19 protein-coding genes and 1 tRNA gene are annotated in these 24801 nt (G+C 42.3%); 13 read left to right on the plus strand and 7 right to left on the minus strand.

All coding sequences use genetic code 11. The features are described 5' to 3' along the window. The first annotated feature begins 6 nt into the window (after positions 1–6). Positions 7–1287, plus strand: coding sequence for a putative Na+/H+ antiporter (locus AC6JA8_RS07210; protein ID WP_497976455.1), 1281 nt, complete (start codon positions 7–9; stop codon positions 1285–1287). Here AC6JA8_RS07210 and AC6JA8_RS07215 read toward each other — a convergent pair whose 3' ends face one another. Beyond that, entirely contained in the window at positions 1288–2364 is a 1077-nt protein-coding gene (locus tag AC6JA8_RS07215) for a branched-chain amino acid aminotransferase (protein WP_497976456.1), read from the minus strand. A gap of 235 nt (positions 2365–2599) precedes the next feature. On the opposite strand from AC6JA8_RS07215, the gene AC6JA8_RS07220 reads away from it, so the two are divergent. The 5 genes from AC6JA8_RS07220 to AC6JA8_RS07240 are packed head-to-tail and all read left to right on the plus strand — an operon-like array spanning position 2600 to position 8800. Continuing rightward, entirely contained in the window at positions 2600–4459 is a 1860-nt protein-coding gene (locus AC6JA8_RS07220) for a chemotaxis protein CheA (RefSeq protein ID WP_497976457.1), read from the plus strand. Positions 4460–4477: 18 nt separating this feature from the next. Further along, complete coding sequence (locus tag AC6JA8_RS07225) at positions 4478–4978, plus strand: chemotaxis protein CheW (protein ID WP_142409663.1); 501 nt, start codon at positions 4478–4480, stop codon at positions 4976–4978. 50 nt (positions 4979–5028) lie between these two features. Continuing rightward, complete coding sequence (locus AC6JA8_RS07230; protein ID WP_497976458.1) at positions 5029–6921, plus strand: CheR family methyltransferase; 1893 nt, start codon at positions 5029–5031, stop codon at positions 6919–6921. Positions 6922–6935: 14 nt separating this feature from the next. Further along, the gene (locus AC6JA8_RS07235) at positions 6936–8402 is read left to right on the plus strand and encodes a protein-glutamate methylesterase/protein-glutamine glutaminase (RefSeq protein WP_497976459.1); all 1467 of its coding nucleotides are present in this window, start codon (positions 6936–6938) and stop codon (positions 8400–8402) included. Further along, on the plus strand, positions 8399–8800 hold the full coding sequence (locus AC6JA8_RS07240; RefSeq protein ID WP_497976460.1) for a response regulator: 402 nt from the start codon (positions 8399–8401) through the stop codon (positions 8798–8800). The genes AC6JA8_RS07235 and AC6JA8_RS07240 overlap by 4 nt, the downstream gene beginning before the upstream one ends. Positions 8801–8803: 3 nt before the next feature. Here AC6JA8_RS07240 and AC6JA8_RS07245 read toward each other — a convergent pair. Beyond that, positions 8804–8878: transfer RNA gene (locus tag AC6JA8_RS07245), tRNA-Val, on the minus strand. A gap of 133 nt (positions 8879–9011) precedes the next feature. Between AC6JA8_RS07245 and AC6JA8_RS07250 the strand changes: the two genes are divergently transcribed. The 6 genes from AC6JA8_RS07250 (at position 9012) to queG (ending at position 18274) form a co-directional block, all read left to right on the plus strand. Continuing rightward, positions 9012–10646: an ABC transporter transmembrane domain-containing protein gene (locus AC6JA8_RS07250; RefSeq protein ID WP_497976461.1), complete on the plus strand. Its 1635-nt coding sequence runs from the start codon at positions 9012–9014 to the stop codon at positions 10644–10646. Continuing rightward, positions 10618–12402: an ATP-binding cassette domain-containing protein gene (locus AC6JA8_RS07255; protein WP_497976462.1), complete on the plus strand. Its 1785-nt coding sequence runs from the start codon at positions 10618–10620 to the stop codon at positions 12400–12402. The genes AC6JA8_RS07250 and AC6JA8_RS07255 overlap by 29 nt, the downstream gene beginning before the upstream one ends. A 57-nt stretch (positions 12403–12459) precedes the next feature. Next, positions 12460–13515, plus strand: a complete 1056-nt coding sequence (locus AC6JA8_RS07260) for a thioredoxin domain-containing protein (RefSeq protein WP_497976463.1) — start codon at positions 12460–12462, stop codon at positions 13513–13515. A gap of 123 nt (positions 13516–13638) precedes the next feature. Then, entirely contained in the window at positions 13639–15561 is a 1923-nt protein-coding gene (locus tag AC6JA8_RS07265) for a coiled-coil domain-containing protein (RefSeq protein ID WP_497976464.1), read from the plus strand. Between the two features lie 50 nt (positions 15562–15611). Next, on the plus strand, positions 15612–17291 hold the full coding sequence (pyk, locus tag AC6JA8_RS07270) for a pyruvate kinase (RefSeq protein WP_497976465.1): 1680 nt from the start codon (positions 15612–15614) through the stop codon (positions 17289–17291). Between the two features lie 2 nt (positions 17292–17293). Continuing rightward, positions 17294–18274, plus strand: a complete 981-nt coding sequence (gene queG / locus AC6JA8_RS07275; RefSeq protein ID WP_497976466.1) for a tRNA epoxyqueuosine(34) reductase QueG — start codon at positions 17294–17296, stop codon at positions 18272–18274. Here queG and AC6JA8_RS07280 read toward each other — a convergent pair. The 5 genes from AC6JA8_RS07280 to AC6JA8_RS07300 all read right to left on the minus strand — a co-directional run bounded on the left by AC6JA8_RS07280 (position 18271) and on the right by AC6JA8_RS07300 (position 22792). After that, positions 18271–19485, minus strand: coding sequence for an ABC transporter permease (locus AC6JA8_RS07280; RefSeq protein WP_497976875.1), 1215 nt, complete (start codon positions 19483–19485; stop codon positions 18271–18273). The genes queG and AC6JA8_RS07280 overlap by 4 nt on opposite strands. Before the next feature lie 2 nt (positions 19486–19487). Then, entirely contained in the window at positions 19488–20195 is a 708-nt protein-coding gene (locus AC6JA8_RS07285) for an ABC transporter ATP-binding protein (RefSeq protein WP_497976467.1), read from the minus strand. A gap of 8 nt (positions 20196–20203) precedes the next feature. Then, entirely contained in the window at positions 20204–21463 is a 1260-nt protein-coding gene (locus AC6JA8_RS07290) for a DUF1302 family protein (RefSeq protein WP_497976468.1), read from the minus strand. After that, positions 21460–22179, minus strand: coding sequence for an outer membrane lipoprotein-sorting protein (locus AC6JA8_RS07295; RefSeq protein WP_497976469.1), 720 nt, complete (start codon positions 22177–22179; stop codon positions 21460–21462). Before AC6JA8_RS07295 ends, AC6JA8_RS07290 begins: the two co-directional genes overlap by 4 nt. Positions 22180–22276: 97 nt before the next feature. Then, positions 22277–22792, minus strand: a complete 516-nt coding sequence (locus AC6JA8_RS07300) for a hypothetical protein (protein WP_497976470.1) — start codon at positions 22790–22792, stop codon at positions 22277–22279. Positions 22793–22994: 202 nt separating this feature from the next. Between AC6JA8_RS07300 and AC6JA8_RS07305 the strand changes: the two genes are divergently transcribed. Next, positions 22995–24788 (plus strand): HAMP domain-containing methyl-accepting chemotaxis protein, encoded by a 1794-nt coding sequence (locus AC6JA8_RS07305; protein ID WP_497976471.1) that lies wholly within the window; start codon positions 22995–22997, stop codon positions 24786–24788. Positions 24789–24801: the final 13 nt, after the last annotated feature.

The following is a 24801-nucleotide window of genomic DNA, read 5'->3' on the forward strand; positions in this document are numbered from 1 at the left end:
GTGCAGGTGACGACGCTCGAGATTGTCGGAACGGCGCTTTTTTTCATCGCCATTATTCACACTTTTCTGGTCAGCAAGTTTGAACACATTGCTGACCAGAAACCGAAAGGTTCTTTCGCTGCTAATATCTGGCACTACCTGGCAGAAGTCGAAGTTGTCTTTGGTCTATGGGCCTTGGTCTTTATTGGCTTCTATCTTTTTCTAAGCGGACCTGAATCTGCCATTTCATACATTGACTCTCTTAATTACACTGAGCCTGCTTTTGTTTTTGTCATTATGTGTATCGCAGCGACAAGACCAGTGATTCTTCTGGCGGAAAAAGTTATTGGCTTTTTTGCCCGATTGATTCCAATGGTTGATGAAAAAATGGCCTTTTACCTGTCGGCCTTAATTGTCGGTCCGGTTTTAGGTTCGTTTATTACTGAGCCTGCGGCCATGACTGTGACAGCACTCATTCTTTTGGATGCTTTTTATAAAACTCAAGTCTCATTAAAATTTAAATACGCAACTCTCGGTCTTTTATTTGTTAACGTCTCTATTGGTGGGACTCTAACGCATTTTGCGGCCCCGCCTGTCCTTATGGTGGCCAGCAAATGGAATTGGGGAACGCTCTACATGCTGGAGCACTTTGGTTATAAGTCTCTTCTGGCCATTTTGATTTCAACATCGCTTTATGCTTTTTTCTTTAAAAAAGAACTTAAAGGTTATGTAAAACAAAAAGAGAGAAAGGCCGATTATATGGAACCGGCGTGGTGGAAGATTACGGCCCATGTTCTCTTTTTATTTTTAGTTGTCTATACGGCCCATCATCCAAAAGTTTTTATTGGTGTGTTTGCATTCTTCTTAGGTTTTGTGAAAATTACAGAGAAGTTTCAGGACCCGCTAAAAATCAAAACGTCATTTCTCGTGGCCTTTTTCCTGGCCGGATTAGTGACCCTGGGTGGAGTTCAGGCTTGGTGGTTAAAGCCGCTTTTATCGAGCATGAGTGACCTTGCTTTGTTTCTTGGAGCAACCTCTTTAACAGCAATTACCGACAATGCGGCCCTGACTTATTTAGGAAGTTTAGTTGAGCTCTCGGAGTCTTCAAAGTACTCCCTTGTGGCCGGAGCAGTTGCAGGTGGGGGCTTAACCGTCATTGCCAATGCCCCAAATCCAGCTGGATTTGGAATTCTAAAAGATACTTTTGGGGCCGATGGAATCAACCCTGTCAGGCTTTTTCTGTGGGCACTGGTCCCGACAATCGTCGGCGTGATTTGCCTTTTAGTTCTGCCTACAATCCACTTTTAATTAAATTGTTTTTGGTTCGACAACAGTGACCCATTTATATGGGTCCTGTTCGCGGCCTTCCTGGATAGCGAGAAGCTTTTCTCTCAGGATAGTTGAGATTTTTCCATCAGGGTAGTGAAGTGGGTATCTATCGCCATTGGCCTCACCAAAATAATTGATCGGAGTGATGATGGCCGCAGTACCGCAAGCAAACGCTTCTGTACACTTGCCAGACTTGATATCTGCAAGCATTTCGTCCACATCAATTTTTCTCTCAACAACTTTGTAACCAAGGTCCTGCGCCAGAGTGATAAGCGATTTGCGGGTAATACCATCCAGGATTGTATCTCCTAGAGTCGATGTGTGAAGTTCATTGTTGATGACAACAAAAACGTTCATTCCCGACATTTCTTCGATGTATTTTTTATGAACAGCATCCAGCCATAGCGTCTGAACGAATCCTAAATTTTTTGTAGTAATGGCCGCAGCTAATCCAGCAGCATAGTTTCCACCAGTTTTAGCAAACCCTGTTCCTCCAGGGAAAGCGCGGGCATTTTCTCTTTCAATGTAAACCGAGAGTCCTGCTCCAGAGAAGTATGAACCAGAGGGAGAAGCGATAACCATGAACTTGAATTTTTCAGCAGGTTTAATTCCCAGAGACTCTTCCGAAGCAAACATGAAGGGGCGAAGGTAAAGCGATTCGCCAGTTCTTCTTGGAACAAAGTTTGATGAATAAGCAGTTACATCTAAAACCGCTTGCATGAAAATATTGTAAGGGACGTGTGGCATCGCCATTCTTTCAGCGGAGCGATTAAAGCGCAGGTGATTTTCTTCAGGACGGAAAATAAAAGGACTTTTTCCGTTCACACGATAAGCTTTCATTCCTTCAAAAATTTCCTGAGCGTAGTGAAGCACTTTCGCTGTTGGATACATTGTGATCGGCCCGTAAGGAAGAAGTTCAAGTGGACCCCATTTTCCATTCTCATATGAGCAACTCGCCATCACTGGTGCCATGACATTTCCGAATCCTAAATTCTCCGGAAGTTGAAAGTCTGCGATGGCCTTTGCCAGGTCTTTATTGATCACGATTTGGCTCATAAGTTTCCTAAATAAAAAGGGTAAGAAAAGTGGAGCTATTATATCCGATAATGCACAAGAATCAAAAAAAAACTCAGTATGACGAATTAAGTCGGAAAAGAATTTTTAGCACATATCAGCGTATTAGGCGCCTAATCTCTGCGAAAATTTAGTGAAAAATTTCTAACCCTGCTTTTTGAGATGCCGATAAATCATATGGAAAAAATTAAATTCCCACACGAAAAAGAAGGGTTTTATGGATGAATTTGAAAAAGAAGTTAAGTTAGATTTTTTAACAGAAGCACTTCAGCTCCTGGACGATTCAGAGCAGGCATTCCTGGCGCTTGAAGGAGACAAGAACAATGCTGATTTAATGAATCAGATCTTCAGGCTGGCACACAACCTGAAAGGAACTTCGCGTGCAGTAGGATTTGGTGATGTGGCCGAGTTCACACACGAGTTTGAAAACTTAATCTTAAAACTTAAAGAGGGTCAGTTAGAAATTACTGATGCCATCGTTTCACTTCTACTAGAGTGTAACGACCACGTGAGTGTCATGATCAGAATGCTGAACATGGATTTGAACTCGCGTTTTGATTCAAAAGAAATCATCGAGAAGATCCAGTCTGCACTGAGCGGAAACCTGGCAGCAGCACCATCTGCACCAGCAGCATCTGCTCATGTTGAAGAACAACAGCAAGAAGAAGAAACAATTTCAGCAGAAGACATTGCTCTTCTTGAAAGCTTTGAGCAAAACCTAAATGCACCGGCAGAAGTTCTGACGATGGAGCAAAAGGAAAAGAGAGCAGAGTCTTTCTTCCCTGGAGAAAAGACGGCTGCAGCTCCGGCTCCGGTTGCCGCTCAGTCTGAAGCAAAACACGATGAACATAAAAAGGCCGCAGCTCCGGCAAAAGGAAACTCTGAAGACGACAGTATCCGCGTGAGTTTATCTCGTGTAGAACTTCTCAATAACGTTGTTGGAGAGCTTGTTATTATCCAAACGATGCTTAACCAGCACAGAGATGAAGTTGAGAACCCGACGATGTTAAAGTCGCTTTCTCACCTGGCAAAACTATCAAAAGAAATCCAGAACATTTCAATGAGCCTTCGTATGGTTCCATTGAAGCAGACTCTACAGAAGATGCAGAGAATTGTCCGCGATACATCGAAAACTCTTGGGAAGAAAGTTCACCTGGAGTTAGTAGGTGAAGAGACGGAAATTGATAAAACAGTTCTTGAGCATTTAGCAGACCCTCTTGTTCACATCGTAAGAAACGCTGTTGACCACGGTCTTGAAACGACTGAAGGTCGTCTGGCCAGCGGTAAAGAAGAAGAAGGAAGAGTGACGATTAAGGCCTTCCACGAAGGTAATAGCATGGTTATCGAGATCAGCGATGATGGTAAAGGGATCAACCCAAAAATCATCCGTGAAAAAGCAATTGAGAAGGGAGTTATCTCGGCCAACGCTACAATGAGCGATGACGATATCATCAACCTTATTTTCCACCCTGGTTTCTCGACGAAAGATGCGGTTTCTGAAATCTCAGGACGCGGTGTAGGGATGGACGTTGTTAAAACCAACATCGAAAAGCTTTCAGGGGAAGTAAAAGTTATCTCTGAAATCGGAAAAGGATCAGTGTTTAAAGTTATCCTGCCTCTGACTCTGGCAATCATCGAAGGGATGGTTACAAAGATCGGAGAAGAAAGATACATCATTCCTCTTGGACAAGTGTATGAATCACTTTCTCCAACTCCGGACATCGTCCACCATGTAAATGGTGTGGGTGACTGTCTTAAGATCAGAGGAGAGGTTCTTCCATTATTTAAAATTTCAAAAGCTCTTCAGAGAAATATGGCAGAAAAACCGCTGCACGAGCAGATTGCCATCATCGTTAACTCTGATGAAAGAAACTTTGCAGTTCTGGTGGATGACATTCTTCACCAACAGCAGGTTGTTATTAAGAAACTTGGTGATGAGATTAAAAACCAGAAAGGGTTTATGGGAAGCACGATCCTTGGGGATGGCCGCCCGGCATTCATTCTGGATTTAATGGAACTGTTTGCAGGATCGATGAAAAAGAAGAAGACGAACTTTATTGATGAAATGGCAGCATAGGAAAGAGGAGACAAAACAATGGAAAAAGACAACGTTACAAAAATGAAGAGAGCAGGAACATCAGAACTAAGCCGTTTTATCGAGTTTAGTCTTGGTCAAGAGGATTATGCAATTCCTTTACTAATGGTAAGAGAAGTTATCTCTGTGCCGGACACGACACCGATTCCAAAATCACCAACGCACTTCCTGGGAATTATGAACCTAAGAGGGCAGGTTATTTCAGTTGTCGACCTTAGAAAAAAACTAAAAGTAGATGCCCGTCAGGATAAAGAAGAAGCCGTTATCATCGTTGACATCGGTGGAATGAACATTGGTGTGGTTGTAGATTCAATCAACAAAGTCCTAGCTTTTTCTTCTGAAGACGTAAGTGAAATGCCGGAAGTTGAACACCAAATCAACACGCATTTTATCTTTGGTGTTTATAAGAAAGAAAATTCACTAACAGTACTTCTAGACATCGCTAAGGTTCTTGACCTTAAAGATATGGAAGCTATCAGTGGAACTAAGAGAGCTGCTTAATTGGCCGTTTCTTTTATTTAGAGTTGAAAGTTAATTTTTAGAGGTGTGTAATGAGTCAGGCGGCAGTTGGTAGTGTAAGTAAAGATTTTGTATCGTTGATTGAAAAAGTTTCAACTGTTGTGCATAAAATCTCGGGGAACCGTTTAGGTGAAAAACAGGCCTACATGGTAGAGACGAGAGTTAAAAAACGCATGATGGAGCTGGGGCTAAAGACTGCCGATGAATATATGAGATACATCGATCAGAACTTAGATCACGAATCTTACATTCTCGTCGGACTCATTACAACTCACCATACTTTTTTCTTCAGAGAATTTCCGCACTTTGAAATTTTAAAGGCGAAACTTCCGGAACTTGTCTCCCATGTAAAAAAACGCGGAGACAAGACCCTGTCTGTATGGTCAGCGGCCTGCAGTAGAGGACACGAAGTGTACTCGCTGGCGATGTTTTTAGATTTCCATCTTCCGCAAATCGACCCGACAGTGTCGTTTAAAATCCTGGGGACAGACATCGATGGCGAATCAGTCAAGATTGCCAACAATGGTGTTTACCACCAAAACGAAATCAAAGAAATCCCGATGAACTTCATGGGGAACAACTGGGCCAAGGGGACAGGCGATATCGCTATGTACGCCAAGGTTAAATCAAATTTAAAAACTAAATGTGAGTTCAGACCAGGAAACCTTTTAAAAGTTTCTGAAGCGGTGAAAGACTCAAAATTCGACGTTATTTTCTGTAGAAACGTTTTCATTTATTTTGAAACACATCAGGTAGAAGCGATCTCAAAAGATCTTCTGGCAAGGCTACAACCACACGGGCTGTACTTCTCAGGGATTTCAGAGCCTCTTTCGGGGATGAAGCTGGATATCGCTTCGATCGGGCCTTCTGCTTACGTTCATAAAAATGCAGTACCGGCGGCCGCACCACAACCGGCAAGCAACGTGCTACCAATGGGAGCAAGACCATCAGTGTCTACAGTGGCACCAGTGGCAGCTGCACCTGTGTCTTACACTCCGGCCGTGTTAAGAGTTATGTGTGTGGACGACTCACCAAGTATCCTTACACTTCTAAAGAAAGTCCTTGTTCCAGAGCATGGATTTGAAGTTGTTGCGACAGCAATCAACGGTAAAGATGCAATGGAAAAACTAAAAACAGTAAAAGTAGATTTAATGACTCTCGATATTCACATGCCAGAAATGGATGGGGTGACTTATCTGGAGAAAAACCATACGAGCACTCACCCTCCGGTAATGATTATTTCTTCTGCTTCACGTGCTGACTCTGATACAGCAATGAAAGCATTTAAATTCGGAGCAAGTGACTACGTAGAAAAACCAGCGCTGACAAACTTAGAAGAGCGCGGGGAAGAGATCAGAACAAAACTTCGCTCAATCGCTGGAAGCTCTCAGAGAAAAACGGCAGTGTCTTCTTTTGATAAAGAAAACCAGAAGAAATTTGTTATCGCTAATCCAGAGAAGAAAATGCGCCTTATCCTGGGGTCTTTATCAGACCTGCCAGTGATGAAGTCATTTTTCCACGACCTGGACAACTCTCAGCCACCGACAATGATTTTCTTTGAAGGTCAGGGCGAGATCCTGGAAGGGATTGTAAAAGAGCACCAGAGAGATTTCAAAAAGACAGTGGTCTTCTTTGATAATATTGATACTAAACTTGAAGCGAACAAAATTTACTTCGTAGACTTCAAGAAATACTTCGCACTTCTACACAAGAAGTACGGAACACTTCCAACGTCGATTATGACGTACGGAAACACATCTGCTCACGCAGCTAAGCTGGTGGGAGAGTGGAAAGGCGTAGAGCTTCTACTGGAAGACTTAGGGGAAAAAGCAAATGCGAAACACCCGCTGAAAGCGAAAGCTTCGGACGTTGTTCCGGCAACCAGTTTCCCGTATATGTCATGTCGTTACCTGAGCACGAAATAAAGGGCAGGTAATCAATGAAGAAGATGCGTTCATTACAACCACAGACGAAAAAAGACGGAGGAGAGTTCCTGGTGACTCTTTTTCCTGGTGATATCTTTATCTCTTTCCATCATACGAATCAGGAAAGTGTCGCTTTTTCGGTAAAGCGCACAGAGCTTTCGGTGCAGTCGTATGAAAAGATCTTTATGTTTGTCGGAGAGTACTTCAATTCTGAGTTTTCAAAGATTGAAGTGAAAATGATTGGTTTGCAAAAAAGCATCGATCAGATCGCTCCTTTTTTTGAAGTTAAGAAGTTTCAGAACGTAAAGAAAATTGAGAAGAACGGGCAGGTTGAAGTTTTCTACCTTCCTGAACTGAATAAAGTCCGCGTTTCAATTGAAGGGGCCGCACCTGCAGCTGCAGTCACACCGATTGCTGCGAAAAAAGCAATGCCTTCAAAGTTTAAAGTCCTGGTGGTTGATGATTCAAAAACCATCAGAACGATTCTTTCAAAAATCTTTTCAAGTGACCCGATGTTTGAAGTGTGCGCGATGGCAGAAAAGCCTTCTGATGTAGAAGGACTGATTCAAAAACACAAACCAGACGTTATCACCCTTGATATCCACATGCCGGAAATGGACGGGGTGACGTTGTTAAAAACAATCATTGCTCCAAAATACGGAATCCCGACTGTCATGATCTCTTCAATCAGTATGGCCGAAGGACCGATGGTTTTAGACGCTCTGGAAAATGGGGCCGTTGACTACATCCAGAAACCAGAGATGAGTGAGATTGAAAAAGTTACGCCTTTCATCCTGGAAAAAGTCAGAACAGCGGCGATGGCGAACCTAAGCAAAAAATCGAGACGTGAAAGACCACAAAGTGTAAAGACCAGAGAAGTCTGTAACCTTGATTCACTTATTGTTCTTGGGTCTTCAACAGGTGGAACAGAAGCGATTCGCGATATTTTAACGGCGCTTCCCAATCAAATTCCTCCTATGCTGATTGTTCAGCACATCCCGGCCGTCTTCTCTTTGGCCTTCGCCAAGAGAATGAACGATCTGTGTCCGTTTGAAGTTAAAGAAGCAGAAAACGGAGATGAAGTCAGAGCAAACCGCGTACTGATTGCTCCTGGTGGAACTCAAATGAAAATGGTCCACAAGTCTGGAAAGACTTATGTGGAAATCAATGATGATGAACCGGTCAACCGTTTCAAACCATCAGTTGATTATATGTTCTTAACAGTGGCCAAGTCACTTTACACACACACTGTTGCCGTTATCTTAACGGGGATGGGGAAAGATGGTGCTAAGGGGATGCTGGAGCTGCGTAAACTTGGTGTGCGCACGATTGCTCAGGATGAAGAAACATCTGTTGTATTCGGAATGCCAAAAGAAGCGATTCACATTGGAGCAGCAGAGTATGTTGAACCACTGACTCAAATCGCTGAGCGTATCACTATTCTTACCAATGAAAAAAAAAGTAAAAAGGAAGTCTCATGAGCCGAGTCCTGATTGTTGAAGACCAAAAAGAGATCCGCGAGATCCTGGAAGAAGTCTTCACGAGGGAACTAGGTTTCAGACATGTGACTTTCGCTACCGATGGGCTGGAAGGTTTTGCGGAGTCTTACCTTCAAAAGTTCGATCTGATCTGCACTGATCACGGCATGCCGTTTTTAAATGGTGGTGATTTAATCGCAGCGATTAGGACTAAACCAGGTATCAATCAGCACACTCCGGTTATCATGGTCTCAGCACTGATTCCTGATTTACCTGTCGCCATAAAAGGAATGGAAGGGATTTATTTCCTGGAAAAACCTATCGATTTCAATCGCCTGAAGCGCTATGTGAAGATGGCCATTGGAACTTCTAAAAATAGAAAAGATTTAATTGCTATTTAAAAATGGTAGGCGGAATAGGGATCGAACCTACGACCACTTGGATGTCGACCAAGCGCTCTACCACTGAGCTATCCGCCTGTATGGAATTTGTATCGAGCACACATAGTAAAAGTTAGTTCTTTTGCTGTCAAACTTTCCGCAATGAGTTAACGAGTTTTTTTCGTGCCTTAAAGTTTCTTCCTCATTATATTTAGGCATGCAAAAAAATCGAATGTTAATGAATTTCACTGGTATGCTTTGGAACCAGCTAAAAGAGTTCAAAGTTTACTATTTCTTCGGCGTCATTGCCCTCATTTTGACTCACAAGATTCAGAGTGAATTGCCTTTCATGGCCAAAGAGCTCGCGGATTATGTAGCAAAAAATAACAACGAACTAAAACCGAGTTTATTTTTTCTATGTGCCTTGGGGATTATTGTTTTTAGAACATCTTCGCGTATTTTATTTTTCTTTCCAGCAAGACTGCTACAGAAATACTTGCGCTCTGAGCTTCTAGAGAAATTAGAATCAAATACACCTCAGCGTTTTCGCCATTTAAACGCCGGACAGCTCTTCCAGTACCTTTCAGGGGATATTGATCAGATCAGAGCGCTTATCGGATTTGTTGGACTTCAAGGGGCCAACTTTGTGATCGCGTTTTTTATCTTGATTCCCAAGATGGTGAGTTTTAACCCTCATTTACTTTTGGCCTTAACTCCGATGCTTGGAGCTTTCATTATTTTTACGGTGATCGTTTCAAAAAACAGAAAGTATTTTAAGCTCACTCAGGATATGCAGGGTGAAGTGCAGAACCTGATCATGGAAAGCTACGTTGGAAAAAGAACGATTAAAAACTTCCATGCTGAAGCTTCTTTCATGGAACTCTTCGGGGAGCTTTCACTTAAAGAGCTTTATTACTTTTATCGTTCATCCCTGGGGATTTCGATCACAATGCCACTCATCTCGTTGGGAGTGGGGTTGTCGATGTTATGGGGGGCCTACATCATCAAGTCTTACGACTTGGGGGCAACGACTCTCATCCTGTTTTCAGGGTTTGTTTTCCTTTTTATGGAGCCAATGGGGTACCTGTCTTGGATCGGTGTGGTGGTGTCTCGCTCACACGCATCTTGGGGACGACTAAAAGATTTAGACCTGACACTTACAACTAGTGTTGAAGCAGAAGAGAAATTAAAAAACCTAAATACAACTCTGACTGATAACAATTACAAACTTCCATTTTGGGACCGAGCTCTTGGCGTGAGTTTTAAACCCGATGCCTGGAACGTGTTGATTGCTAAAACAGGACACGGAAAAAGTGAAATCCTTTTAAAGCTTGCGGAAGTGCTTCGCCAAAGAGGACAGAGTATTTCTCTTGTTGCACAGGACCCGTATATTTTCAATGACACGATGGAGAGAAATATCTTCCTCGGGAAAAAAGAGAGCGATGAAGAACGCGAACATGCCAAAGTGATGCTTAAAATCCTGGGCCTTGATTATCTTGAACCCAATATGGAAAATCTGATGAAGATGGAAGTAGGGGAAAACGGCAAACGCCTTTCAGGTGGCCAGGCCAAACGTTTAAGTTTAGTCCGAAGCCTTATGAGCGGAGCAGACATCTTGATTTGGGACGACCCGTTCTCATCAGTTGATTTGATTTTAGAAAAAGAAATCATCCAGGAGCTTAAAAAGCAGCCGATGATGAAAAATAAAACATTAATTCTCACCAGTCACAGGCTCTCGACCGTCAGACATTCTGATTACCTGATCTTTATCGATAAAGAAGAAGGGATTATTGAAGAAGGCCAAGTGAACCAATTATTAAAAGAAAACAGCAAAACGTATGAATACTTCCAAAAACAAATGGTATAGTTTATTTTTCTTCGAGGGATCGAAAGTGATGATGGGACTGGTGCTCGTGTGCCTTATCCTGTCGGCCTATCTTGGAGTCCAGACTCCAAAACTTATCGCCAATCTCTCTACTCATTACGATGACAACACACTTTTTAACCAGGCCTTAATGGCCTTATTTATTAACTTCGTTGCCGTCTATGTTAACCGCGTCGTTTATCAATTGGGAGTGAATAAGTACGTGCGCTTACTGATTCAGTATGCCCGCACTCAGACTTATGGCAGATGGCTTTCATCAAACGAACACGACAGCGAAAAATACCCGCAGGGAGAGATTCTCTCGAGAATTATGTCGGATACGGAAGCGATTCGCGATTTGATCACATCGGGGTCATTCGGGATTTTTATCGACCTGTGTTTTGTCGCTTCTTGTTTGATCGGTTTTATTACACTTCACAAGTTCACTGGATTTTTTATTAGTGGGGCCGAAATCCTGGCGACGATTCTCTTGATTTGGGGATCGCAGTTAATGCGCGATATTTTTATGAGACTCAGAAACGCGCAGGCGAAAGTCAACCGTGTAACAGCGAACGTTCTTGGTGGGTTTCATCAGATGTATTACACCCGCCACGACAACTACGCTTCGGTGAAGTCAAATATGGCCTTCGAAGATTTTCTGGAAAAACAAAATCAGGCCAACAACATGGATGCCGCTTATTATGCGTGTGCAGAGTCGCTTTATCCGATTCTTCTGGCATTGGTGATTTTTATTTTCCCATACACGGGTCTTACAGAAGCTGCTTTGATTTTTGCTATCGTTGATTTAATTCAAAGATCGATTAACCCTATCAAAGAAATTTCCGGCAAGATTGCCAACATCCAAAGAGCAGCGACGGGGATTGACCGCATTCAACACTTTCTAAACGACATGCCGATGAAGATTGTCGTTGGGAAAAACCAACTTTTATCGGAAGAGCACCACTGCAAACTTGTGCAGATGAATGTTTCGATTCCTAAGTTTACTTACCCTAAACGAGTTAAGAAAAACGCTGATGAAGCAGAAGAAGTGAGAGATCATTTTTCACTTCAGGACATTCATTTTTCAGGAAACCCTGGAGAGCTTATTGGTATCGTAGGTCTTTCGGGTTCAGGGAAATCGACATTGTTAAATATCCTTGCTGGAAACTTAGTGGCCAAAGAAGCGATCGTTGATTTAACGATGAATTCTGATGGGCGCGAGTACCATCTTGGGATTCAAGACCTGGATGAGTACCGCCAGGAAGTCAGCATTGTTTCTCAAGAGTCCCATATCTTCAGTGAGTCGCTGATGTTTAATATCACGCTAAAGCGCGATTTAGATCCAAAAGAAGTGGCCCATTTTGAAGAGGCGTGGAGAAAACTTGAAGAGAGCATTCCTTATCTTAAAACCATGGGCGTCAGCACTCATGAGAAAATCATTCCTTCTAAACTCTCGCTTGGTCAAAAGCAGCTTCTTGCTGGGGTGCGTGCTTGTTACTTAAAGAAGAATATTGTTTTCTTTGATGAGATTTCATCGGCCCTGGACTCAGAGCTGGAACTGGCCCTGCGCGAATGTATTCTCCTTATTCAGGAGTTCTCGTTGACTATTATCGTGGCCCATAGGGTTGAGACTATTATCAACGCCGACAAAATCCTGGTTATGGAAAAAGGCCGAGTGATTAACTCTGGAAAACATGCAGAGCTTCTTTCAGAATCTCAAGTTTATCAAGAATTTATCCGTGAGCTATCGCATTCTTGAGCTTTTGCCGTTATCATAAGTCCTGTTTAATTTAATCCAAGGTAGGAGACAGGTAAGATGCAAAAGCTTATGAAGAAACTAACTCCGCTTATGGGCGTGGCCGTACTTACAGTAGTGGTTATTGCCTGCCAAAAAGAAGCGAGTTCTAAACCGAATTTTATTTTCAAACCAGCACCCTCAAAAGAAGTAGTCGCTAAGATCGGTGATCAGCCTGTTTTAGAAAAAGACTTTGTTAAAGGGATCGAAAGTGATCTTTATGAAGCTGAGATGAAAGTTTATGAAATCAAAATGGCGCGCCTTCAAGCGATGCTACTTGAGCGTTTTATGAATGCCGATCCAAACAAGAAGAACTTAACAAACGATCAGTTCCTGGATCAATACATTGCTAAAGGTGTGAAGATTTCTGATGCTGAAGTTGAGAAATTCATTAAAGACCGTCAAATCCCTAAAGATCAAGTTAACCCAGAAATTAAAGCTCGTATCGTAGAGTATTTATCAGTTGAGTCTAAAAAGGTCGCGGTTGATAAATGGATTGCTGAGAAAACAAAAAAATCTCCAGTAGAAGTTTACCTGCAGAAACCATCTCTTCCAATGTTTGAAGTAAACGTTGGGGACGCTCCATTTAAAGGCGGAGCTGATGCAAAGGTGACAATCGTAGAATTCTCAGACTTCCAGTGTCCATTCTGTTCAAAGGGTGCAACGATCCTTGCAGGTCTTGAGAAGAAATACGGCAACAAAGTTAAGATCGCTTTCAAGCACTTCCCACTTCCATTCCATGCGCAAGCAAGAGGAGCGGCAGAGGCGAGTATGTGTGCTTTTGAACAAGACCCAAAAGCTTTCTGGAAAATGCACGATGCAATGTTTGCTGACCAGTCAAAACTTGATGTTCCTAACCTGATCGCTACAGCTAAAAAAGCAGGCGTAAAAGAAGCGGAATTCAAGGCGTGTGTTGAGTCTGGAAAGTATAAAGCGAAAGTAGACGCTGACGTAGCAGAAGGCTCAAACCTTGGTATTAAGTCGACTCCGACTTTCTTTATCAATGGAAAGCTGATCGCTGGGGCACAGCCGATTGAGGTATTTTCAGAAGTTATCGACGAAGAATTAGCTAAATAAGCCGACCATATTAGTTGGGCAAAGGTCATCTTTGCCCAACTCCAAATCTCCCCCTCCATCTTATATAATTATTTAATGGTAATCCCCCCATAAAAAATGTGGGACTAAGTCTATAGGGTAATTATGGATGTAAGAGATCAATCAGTAAAACTTGACCAGGCCCGCGATCGTTATCGTGAAGCTCAAGAAGATTTAAAAGCTTCTTACGATAAAAATTTGCAGCAAATGAAAGAGACGTTTGATGCTCGCACGACAAAACAGGCCAAGACTTACGCCGAAAATAAAACCAAACTTGAAGAAGAAAACCAGATTAATAACGAGCTTTATTCAGAGAGAACAAGAAGTGCTATCACTAAAGGACAGGAAGAGTTTAAAAATCGCCTGAAAGAAAACGCAGGTCGATTTGAGCAGGAGAGAAACCAGGCCAAGGCCGATCTCAATGATAAGCTGACAACTTTAAGTGACTCGTACAAAAAAACGTTCAATGAAAATGAGCGCTACCAAAACCAAATCAAACAATCGATGAATGAGCGTTACACTAACGCCAATAAACGCTACCAGGAAGAGTTCAACACACAAGTGAAGAACCTCGACGAAAAATCAAAAACAATGGGCGCAGAAATGCGCGAAAAAGACCGTTCTGAAAGAATGAAGCTGGCCAAAGGTCATGCTGATGAAATGGACAATTTAAGACAAACATCAAACGATCAGAAGTTTAAAGAAGTCAATCGTCTAAGAGACGATAATGAAAACCTTCGCACAACTTTTGAACGCGACAATCGCATGCTTAAAGACCGCCAGGAAGAAAGAGTGGCGGAGCTTTTAAATCTTAAAGGCAAACAAAGCGATGACGGGCAAAAAAACTACGAAAGACTTCAGGAAGATATTCGTCAGAAAAACTCGGATCTTCAGGAAAAGCAAAACGTAGCTCATAAAAAAGAAGCAAAAGAGCTGGAAAAAAAATTTAATGATGATGTCCGCAACATTCAGAGTGTCGCCAATCAAAAGATCAGAGGTGGAACTCAGGCCGATAATCTTTTAGATGAAATGAAGCAGTCAAAAGAGTCGTATGAAAACCGTCTTCAGGTTTCACGTGATGAACTGGCGCGCACGAATCGTCTGAACACAGAAAAAGAAGAAATCATCGATAATTCTTATAGAGAAAAACTAAAAGAGATGAAGACAGCGAGCCTGGAAAATGCCGCTAAAAAAGAGGCCGAGTCCAATGAAACGCTAAAAGATACGATTTACCAAAATCGTGAAAGAAACAACGCTCTTTTAGATCGCTATAAAACAGACACAGGCAAGTTAAAAACGGATGCTGAAGACCACCTTTCTCACGTGACAGGACAAAATACAAAGCGCATGAAAGAGCAGAGAGTGGAGTTTGGCCGCGTAGTCAATACCATGAATGAAAAGAACATGGAGACTATTAATTCACTTAAAGAAGATTATTCAAAAGATAAGACAGCTTCTTTAGAGAAAAATAAAAAAGATTTTAATAATGAGAAAGTGGCGCTGAAAACTGAATTCAACCGCCAGAATTCTCTCCGCGAAAACTTATATGAACAAAAGCTAGCGGATATGGAAAAGCAGACCAACAAAATTATTGAGAATTACGAAAACCGTATCTCGCAGATTGCTCGCAAGGCAGAAAACGAAGTGGCCATCGTAAAGAGCACAGAGGCCGAAAGAGCGGTTAAAGAGGCCCAGGCCAATAAACTTGCAGTAGAGACTCTAAGAACTCAAAGCCGTCAGGAACTAAATCAAATGCGCGATAAGTACGAAACTAAAATCGCCAGAGATAAGGCCATGGGCGACAACCAAACCAGCCGTATCGTTCAGAGATACGAGGACCAGCTAGTCCGCGAAAGAAATGACCACCAAAAAGAGCTTTCGACGCGCCTAGGAGAATCTCAGGCCCAGTTTGAGCGTCTCTTTAGAAGCTCCGAGCTTGAAAAAGCGACTTTAAGAGACCAGTATGAGCAGCGCATGGAGAACATGAGATTGCAGTCTCTTTCACAAGAAAATACAAAAAAAGCATAGTTAGTGGTATCCTAGTTTTATAAAAGGAATTTTAAAAAACTAGGATGCCCATGAGACGAGCTAAAATCGTGGCCACAATCGGCCCGGCCAGCAATACCAAAGAAATGATTTCAAAGTTAATCGAAACAGGCGTAAACGTCTGCCGTATTAACATGAGCCATGGAACATATGAAGCTCACTCCGCAGTTATTAAAAACATCCGTGAAGCTTCACGAGAGTCTGGTTATGAAGTCGCCATCCTCGCTGACCTTCAAGGTCCAAAAATCCGTGTTGATAAACTTCCAGAACCACTAAAGCTTGAAGAAGGAAGTGAGTGGGTTATTGGGGCTTCAAAACTAAAAGATAAATACCCCGAGTACGCACAAAATTATATCCCTACCATTTATGAAAACCTGGTAGCTGACTGTCATGATGGAGCACGTATTCTTTTTGATGACGGTCTACTGCAAGCTGTGGCCGTTAGCCGTGATAGAGACGTTTATAAGATCAAAGTTAAAACAGGTGGAACGCTAAAATCAAATAAGGGTATCAATCTTCCGGACTGTGAAGTGTCAGCTCCGGCATTCACCGATAAAGACCGTGAGGACTTAATGTTTGCTCTTAAAGAAGGAGCAGACTATGTGGCCCTGTCTTTTGTTCGAAAGAAAGAAGACATCATGCAGGTTAAAACTCTTCTGCACACATTAAAAGTAAACATTCCTATTATTTCGAAAATTGAAAAGCCTCAGGCCATTGATAACCTGGATGATATTTTATCTGTCACAGATATGATCATGGTTGCCCGTGGAGACATGGGAGTTGAGGTTGGAAACCATCTGGTTCCGGCGATTCAAAAGAAAATCATTACAGCTTGTAACAACAAAGGGATTCCGGTTATTACAGCGACTCAGATGTTAGAGAGTATGACGGAAAACCCAACTCCAACCAGAGCGGAAGCTTCTGACGTTGCCAACGCCATTTGGGATGGGACAGATGCGGTTATGCTTTCGGGCGAGTCGGCCTCGGGGAAATACCCTATTGAGACGGTGAGAATGATGGATCAGATCGTCCGCGAAGCTGAGCGCACACCAAAAGATCGCCCACTTCTAAGGCATCAGGATTTATCTAGTGTCACGGCTTCAGTTATGGTGGCAGCATCAATGATCGCTGAAAAAATCGGCGCCAGAAGAATTCTTTCGGTAACAGAGTCTGGACAGTCTTGTTTACGTATTACTCAATTCCGCCCAAGTATCCCAGTTCTTGGTATCACGAACTCAATTAAAGTTGCACGTCGTATGTGTTTATACTGGGGAGTGAGTCCATTTATCGTCACTGATCAGGAACGCGAGAATAACGAGTTCATGAAAAACGTGCTTAAAGAAGTTAAAGACCGCTTAAAACTTAAAAATGGGGATAAGCTGGTGGTGACTCGCGGGGACGGTCAGTTCTTCTCTCAGGGAAGTTCAAACTCTGTTAAGGTCGAGTTGATAAAGGACGCTCCGAAAGTCAAAGGTGGATCGCAAGGGTTGGAGGAAGCTTCCGACGATAAAAAAAAAATCCTCTTAGACACGAATAACTGTGCTTCTTGCCAGGCCTGCGTACAAGTGTGTCCGCATGAAATCTGGGCCGTCACAAAAGACGAAAAGCGCGACACTTATATCGAAGCTAAAAATATCAACAAATGCACCATGGATCTCGCCTGTGTGGACGCCTGTCCTACAGGTGCTATCGAGATCATCCCTCAATACTGAAAATGGATTGGTTAAACTCATACGGCGTAGTGGATTTCGGGTACACAGAAGACCCGGTCCCTACGACTCTTGAGTACTATAATCAATGGGTGGCCGCAAACCTCCATGCTCCACTTCATTACCTGGAAGGGGAAAGACAAGAAAAAAGACAGGACTTAAAAAATCACTGGCAAGATTTCCAGTCGGCCGTGGTTTTTTTATTTTCTTATCATCCGACTCATTCTGAATTACAAAATCTTTATCAAAAAAACCCCAATTGGAATGGTCTTAAACTCGCATCCTACACTTTAGGTTTTGAAGGATGGGATTATCACAATCTTTTAAGAGAAAAGCTTGAAAGCATCGGTGAGCGCTTAAAAAAAGATCATGGAGTGGAGTTTCGCTTAACTCTCGACACTCACCCCGTTTTAGAGCGCGATCTCGCTAAAAGAGCAGGGCTTGGATGGTTTGGGAAAAACTCCATGCTGATCAATCGTCACCAGGGAAGTTTTTTTATTATTGGCTCTCTCTTACTGGATAAAAAACTCGATTTAAAAACGAAGGCCTATGAGACTGATCACTGCGGTCAATGCACCCGCTGCATTGATGCTTGCCCGACCGAGGCGATTGATCCCGTTAGTAGAACGATCATTGCCAAAGACTGTATCAGCACATTTACGATTGAGCAGTTTAAACTCGATACGATCCCGTCAGAGAAAATGACTTTAAAAGAGGGAACTCTCTTTGGTTGTGATATTTGTCAGGATGTGTGCCCATGGAATAAACGTGTCGACAGGCAAAACACTTTTCCACCTTTAAGCTGGAGTGATCAGCAAAAAAAGATCCTGGATTTTTTCTTATTAAGACCAGTGGGAGAAGTTCATCAGAATCTTGAAGAGATGAGTGGGAAGGAATTTGAAAGAGTGATGGATAAAACCTCATTCGCCCGTTCGGGGCGAAGAGGTTTACTAAAAAATATCAGGTTTTACTTAAAAAAAGATTAGATGTTTTTTCTTAGGGCCTCGACGATGTCGAGTCTGGAAGCGCGAAGAGCTGGAATCATTGTTGCCACAACTGTTGTCACAGAAGCAAGTAAGCTGGCGTAAAGAACAGATCCCCATTGGAAGAAAATCTTGATCTGGAACGGAGTCGAAGCTCCCGGCATTTCCGTCATGATTTTTACACTTTCGACGATGCGGATACACCCGGCAGAAATAAGAATCCCACAAATGATTCCGATTAAAGAGAGCATTACACTTTCTAAAACAAACTGCGAGACAATATCTTTTCTTGATTCACCTAGTGCGCGAAGAGTCCCGATTTCTCCCGTTCTTTCAACAACTGTCATACTGACAGTGTTTAAGATTCCCAGGAACATCAAGGCCAGAAGAATGGCCTCGATCAAGCGGTTTTGAACGCCGTAGAATTTATCAACCTGTCTAAAAAGAACCGCCAGGTCTCGCCATGAACGGGCAAAGAGGTTAGGGTGAGTCCCTTCTAGCTTTGTATTGATGTTATTTAAATTAGCTTCGGCCATTTCTAGCTCTTTAAATTTTAAAACAGCGATATCGACATTTTGTGTGTCCAGGATTTCCTGAGTCACTGAAAGAGGCATGTAAATGACCTGCCCGTCGATTTCATCAATTCCAGCAGAAAAAAGTCCAGCGACAGTTAAGTCCATGGCATTCATGATCCCATCAATCGTATTGGTAAGAACCGTGATGTTGTCGCCTTCTTTAACGTTCATTTGCTTCGCAAGGAGTCTCCCTACAACTACTTCCTTGGCCCCACTTTCATTAAAAAAGCGCCCTTCAGTAATGCGCATACTTTTAGAGAATTTTGGTTCACCAACGGGATCAACACCGATGACTTTTCCTCCTACAGAAAGATCGCCGTTACTGACCAGACCAAAAAAGCTTAAGCGTCCACTCAGTCGTTCAATTTGCGGCATTTCAGATTTAAGTTCATCCAGGTCACTTAGAGCAAAGAGTCTTTCGGCGCGCGACTCTTTTCCTGGGCTCCAGTATTTATGAGAAGCAATCTGCATATTACCGTATTGGTTTTCAGCGGCAATCCATTTCAGAGCGGCCAGCGAGTAGCTGGAGAATCCCTGGAATAAAATCACTGCTGTAACGGCCCCGGCGATCATACTGATTGAAAGTAAGCTTCTTAGACGGTGACGGGAAATGTTTCTAACGGCAAGTTTTAATCGCATCACTAGGCACCTCCAACAAGGCTATCACTAATAATGTGACCATCAGAGATTTTAATTTGCCTTTGGGTTTTGGCAATCAGGTCCGTATCGTGAGAGCAAAGCATGACTGTGACTTTCATGTCTTGTTGAAGCCTCATTAAAAGATCAAAAACCTCTTCAGATGTCTTTGTATCGAGGTTTGCTGTCGGCTCATCTGCTAAAATTAAAGTAGGGGATTTCACAATCGCTCTGGCGATGGCCACACGTTGGCGCTGTCCACCTGAGAGTTGACCTGGTCTTCTGTGAGTAAAGCCCTCAAGTCCTACGCGCTTTAGTGCCTGATGAGCTCGCTCCAGTCTCTCTGCTTCCGGAATATTTAAAAGCATTAACGGGTATTCAACATTTTCCAGTGCACTTAAAAGAGGAAGCAGGTTAAAGGTCTGGAAGATAAATCCGATTTCCTGCGCACGGATGAGCGAGAGTTCGTGGTCTTTTAAATCTTTAATGTTGGTGTTTTTTATAAAGAGGTCGCCTTTAGTCGGAGGATCAATTAATCCTGCAACATTGAGAAGACTGGTTTTTCCACTTCCTGATTTACCGGAAAGACCGATAAATTCCCCTTTGTGAATGGTGAAATTAATTTTTTCCAAAGCGGTGAAATCAACACCGTCAGAGGAGAAGACTTTGTGGATGTTTTGAAAGCGCAGGACTGCATCAGAGAGCTTTTCCATGGAGATCCTTATAATTGAAAATAATTTTTAATTCCAAAAAAGACGTTGCTTGCATTTTTTAATTTTGCCATTTGTGACTCTTCGGCCCCCCAATAAGTTTCAGCACCGACGTTGATATCCAGTGTGCTGCTAATTGGCCATGAAAGAAGCCCTTGAACGGCGTGACCACTTTGGGCGAATTCGTGAGTGTAGGAAAGATCAAATTTTTTGTCTTCACCTAAGTCATAAGTTAACTTCAGGATAGAGTAACTCTGACTTTTCTCACGGAAAGCATCCGGCAGGTCTTCACTTAACTGCGAAGAGGCATAAATGAGAACGGCAGAAAATTTATTGTAAGTGGGAGTATCCAGACTCACCAGGAAGTTCATCATGTTTACAGGCGTGCTGGTTAAGGTCATGTTGGCGATAGAATTGATTCTTTTATCTTTGGTGTAAACGACATCAGTTCTAAAAACAAAATCGTCAAAGATCGTTTTTGCCAGCGATAGACCTGCTGTGCTGACTCTCTCATGACTTTCGGCCACAGTGATATTATCGAGTGTGGCATTTATCAGATTATAAGTGGCATCGCGGTCCAGGTAGTTGTAGTAAAAGACAGAAGTGTCGAAGCCTCCAAGACTAATGGAAAATTTTCCACCATACTCGTGCTCTTTAAAAAACTTAGGTGTTTCTTCTTTCCATGTCTCAATCTGCGTTTGTGGCAGAAGGTTTTTAGTAAAGAGGTTCACCGGAAGATTTTGAGAGAATCTTGGTTCAGGAGAGTAAATCAATTGCACTGAACCATTGCTAAAAAAGTATTTAAAGTTCACTAAAAAAAGAGGAAGCCTTGATTCAGAGTAATCAGAATAGAAGGTCTCTCTTGAGTCTTTCGGGTTGATGACATCAGCATAATTAAAACCGAAAGCTTCACCCCAGGCGACTTCCTGATAACCAATCTGAGTCACCCATGAAGAGGATTTGAACTTCATAAAGTTCTCCCCCAGGTAAATGTCATGTGTGTCTTTTTTATCGGTGGCAGGAGTAGAGGATAAATCAGAGTAAAGGGAGTTGTATGTCCATCTGAGCTGGTTGATAAAAACCAGGTCTGAACCAAAACGCGCTTCCTGCTCAAATTGAGCACGGTGGCGCTGGCCATTGTTTTCATTGGAATCGGCCGTATAGTGGCTTGCTCTCGCTGAAAGATAGCCGCGAAGTAAATACTCACCTTTAGCACTGGCAAGTGCCGGAAGTGAAAGGAGAGTTAGGGCGAGGGGAAGTTTTCTAATCAAAATTCCAGCCTGTCCTTGTTGAATAAACTCTCATCAAACTTTTCTGGTTTGTGGTCAGAGAAAATTAAAGTCGAAGTCTTATCTTTTTGTAGGTAATCGCGGATCACCATTTTTGTTGATCTCTCCATTCCCTGGATCATCTTTAAGTCGCCAAACTGAGCGCGCTTAAGTGGTTTTCCTGAAAGGGCAAAGAAAGTCGCTTCCATTGGAAGGTAATCTTTTTTACTAACGTAGTACTCAATGCGTCCGTAAGTCACTTTTTTATTTTTTGCTTTAAGCTCTAGTTTATAAAACTCAGCATTGCCTCTTTTTTCTGTCGCCAGTAAAGTTGCATCGTAGTCTTCAGCATAATTTGTTCTGGCGATATCTCCATTGGCAACTTCTCCGGTGAGTTTTTGCTCTAGAGAGATGCGCAGGGGCTTTTTTATATTCTGCGTGTAAAGCCAGATGTCGTAGTCTTTCATCAAGAGTTTTCTTCCGCGAGCGCGCTCTGGTTCTGTTTGTTCAGTAAGTGAAGCATTCACATCTTTGAATGCGACTTTATAAACTTCTTTTTTCCCATCTTGGTTAGTGATGGTGACGTGAAAGGAATGAGATGTGTTGCCTAGACCTCTTCTAAGATCGGCCTTCTTTACAATTTCGTTGGGATCCATATCCGCTGCAAATACAGTTGCTGTCAGAAAAAAAGACAGAAGAAATCTTCTCGAGAATGACATATAACCACCTTATATAAAGAGATGGTTTTATTTTAATGCAAAATGCAACCTATCAAAAGATGGAAATAATTTAGTAGCAAATTGAAACACTCAAGAATTAGCGCTTTAAACTGGCCTGGCAAAGCTTTGGATCAAAAGGCAGGGCCAATGAGTGGTGAAAGTCGGGGCTGTCGATTCCCCAACGGATCTTAAACATGTCAAAGACGTTAGTCAGACTCTCTTCCTTAACTCTTGAAGTGATCAATGTATAAGAAGTAAGGCCCGTATTAAGCGGAAGGTGGAACTGAGCTTCCCCTCCACATTGCATGATAAGTGGATCTTTATCATTGAAGTCGCATTTTTCAATCGGCCATGAAACCAAAACCTCTTGATCAAGGCTTGAAAGTTCTTCCTCAGCTATCTTGATAACTGGCAAAGTGAGTTTTGTGACAACACCTTCATATAAAGGAAAGTCATCAGCGCCCATGAGGTTGTTATATCTTAAATAGAGTCTGTCTTTACTACTATAAAATGAGATGGCCACTTTTCCACGGTTGCCTGAACAAAAAGCACGATACTCTAAAGCATGCGAAGTGTTGATTAGGAATACAAATAATAGCGATAGGAATTTCATTTTTACTCTCACATGATGTAGATCAGCTTTTGAACAGTTCTTAAAATACATCCATTTCTCAAAATCTTCACTCTATAATCTCTAACTAAAGCTTACCTCTAATTTATTTAAGTTTAACTTCATTTTTTATTCCAATATTAATTATTCGTTTTTTATTCCGAACTGAATCGCAATCATGAAATTTTTTTAACAGGGAAAAAAAATGAAGAAATGGAGTTTAAATCAAAAAGTTTATTTCGTTATATTTATCATGGCCGTTGGTCTTTGTTCAGTTTCTGTTATCGGTATCTATCAAATGTCCAATATCAACAAAATCCTTGAGACGATCACTCAAGAGCGTGTAGTAAACCTGGTGCGCACACACGAGATCATGAACCATTTTTATATTCAGATTATCAATGAAAGAAATTATGTTCTTCATGCCACTGTAGAGGCGAGGGCCATTAATAAGGGCTATATCATTAAAAGGCATGGAGAAATGCGTGAGATGATCGAATCACGTGCGAAAGTTTCAAGCCCGGAAGGATTAAAGGACTTGATGGAATTTAAGGACGTCTATGCGAAATGGACAACTTTTAATGATCAAATTCAAAAGCTGGCAGATGAAGGAAAGGGCACTGAGGCAGCTGCACTCATTAGTGAAACAGGAAGAAAACTTCGCCTTGAAGGTGAAGGGATTTTAAATCGCATGAATGAGCGTGACACTAAGAGAATGGATGACGAAACGGCACTTGCCAATAAAGCTTACGCCAACGCAAAGTTTATGGTTATTGTGGCGAGTATTTCTGCCTTAGCTTTAGGCCTAATTTTAGCAATTTTCACTCTTAAATCTGTGACAAGAGTTATTGATGAAATTATTGGCAGCCTTTCAGAAAATTCAAATCAGGTAACGGCAGCTGCTGGACAAATTGCAGCTTCTTCAGAAGAACTTTCCCAGGCCGTAACAGAACAAGCATCTTCTTTAGAAGAAACAGCTGCTTCAATTGAAGAGATGAGCTCGATGGTGCAAAAAAATGCCAGCAACGCTCAGGAGGCCACTGAGCTTGCCAATGGAAGCAGGGAAAATGCCAATAAAGGGCAGCAAGTTGTAGTGAACATGATCCATGCGATTGATGACATCAACACTAGCAATAAAAACATCATGGTTCAGATTAATGAAAGTAACCAGCAAATTTCTGAGATTGTGAATGTTATTAAAGAAATAGCTTCTAAAACAAAAGTCATCAATGACATTGTTTTCCAGACTAAGCTTCTTTCTTTCAATGCCTCAGTTGAAGCGGCCCGAGCGGGAGAGCAAGGAAAGGGATTTGCTGTCGTTGCAGAGGAAGTGGGAAGCCTTGCTCAAATGAGTGGAAATGCAGCAGATGAAATTTCAGTTCTATTGGATAACAGCATCCATAAAGTTGAAAGTATCGTTAAAAGCACTCAGGAAAAAGTAGAAGTCTTGATTAAAGAAGGAAGTGTTAAAGTTGAAACAGGAACTCGTATTGCCAAAGAATGTGGAGATGTTCTTGAGGAAATTGTCGATAGCACTGCAAAAGTGACAAAGATGACTGTAGAGATTTCAACGGCCAGTCAGGAGCAGTCAATGGGGGTTCAGGAAATCACGCGTGCAATGAATCAGCTTGATCAAGTAACCCAAACAAACACGGCGAGCTCAGAAGAAGCGGCCAGCGCAGCAGAGCAGTTATCGGCCCAGGCCACTTCGCTTAAAGGAGTTGTCGATTTATTATTGGTGACAATTAAAGGAGGAGACTCCGCTCAGGTTGGAAGCTCTATTCCTGTCAGGGCACATGTGCCGAATGTGGCCAACGTTATTAGTCCTACAAGTGTTTCGAATGTTGTGAATATTAAATCGGCACCAAAGAAAACAACACCAGCAAAGACAGTGCATACAAAGGCAGTTACTAAAACTCCACCTCCGCCTGTCTCTAAGAAAGCTGCCGGTTCTTCTATGATTCCATCTGGTAATGATCCGCGCTTTGAAGATGTTTAAAGCGCGCCCTACG

The sequence above is a fragment of the Bacteriovorax sp. HI3 genome (assembly GCF_059738875.1).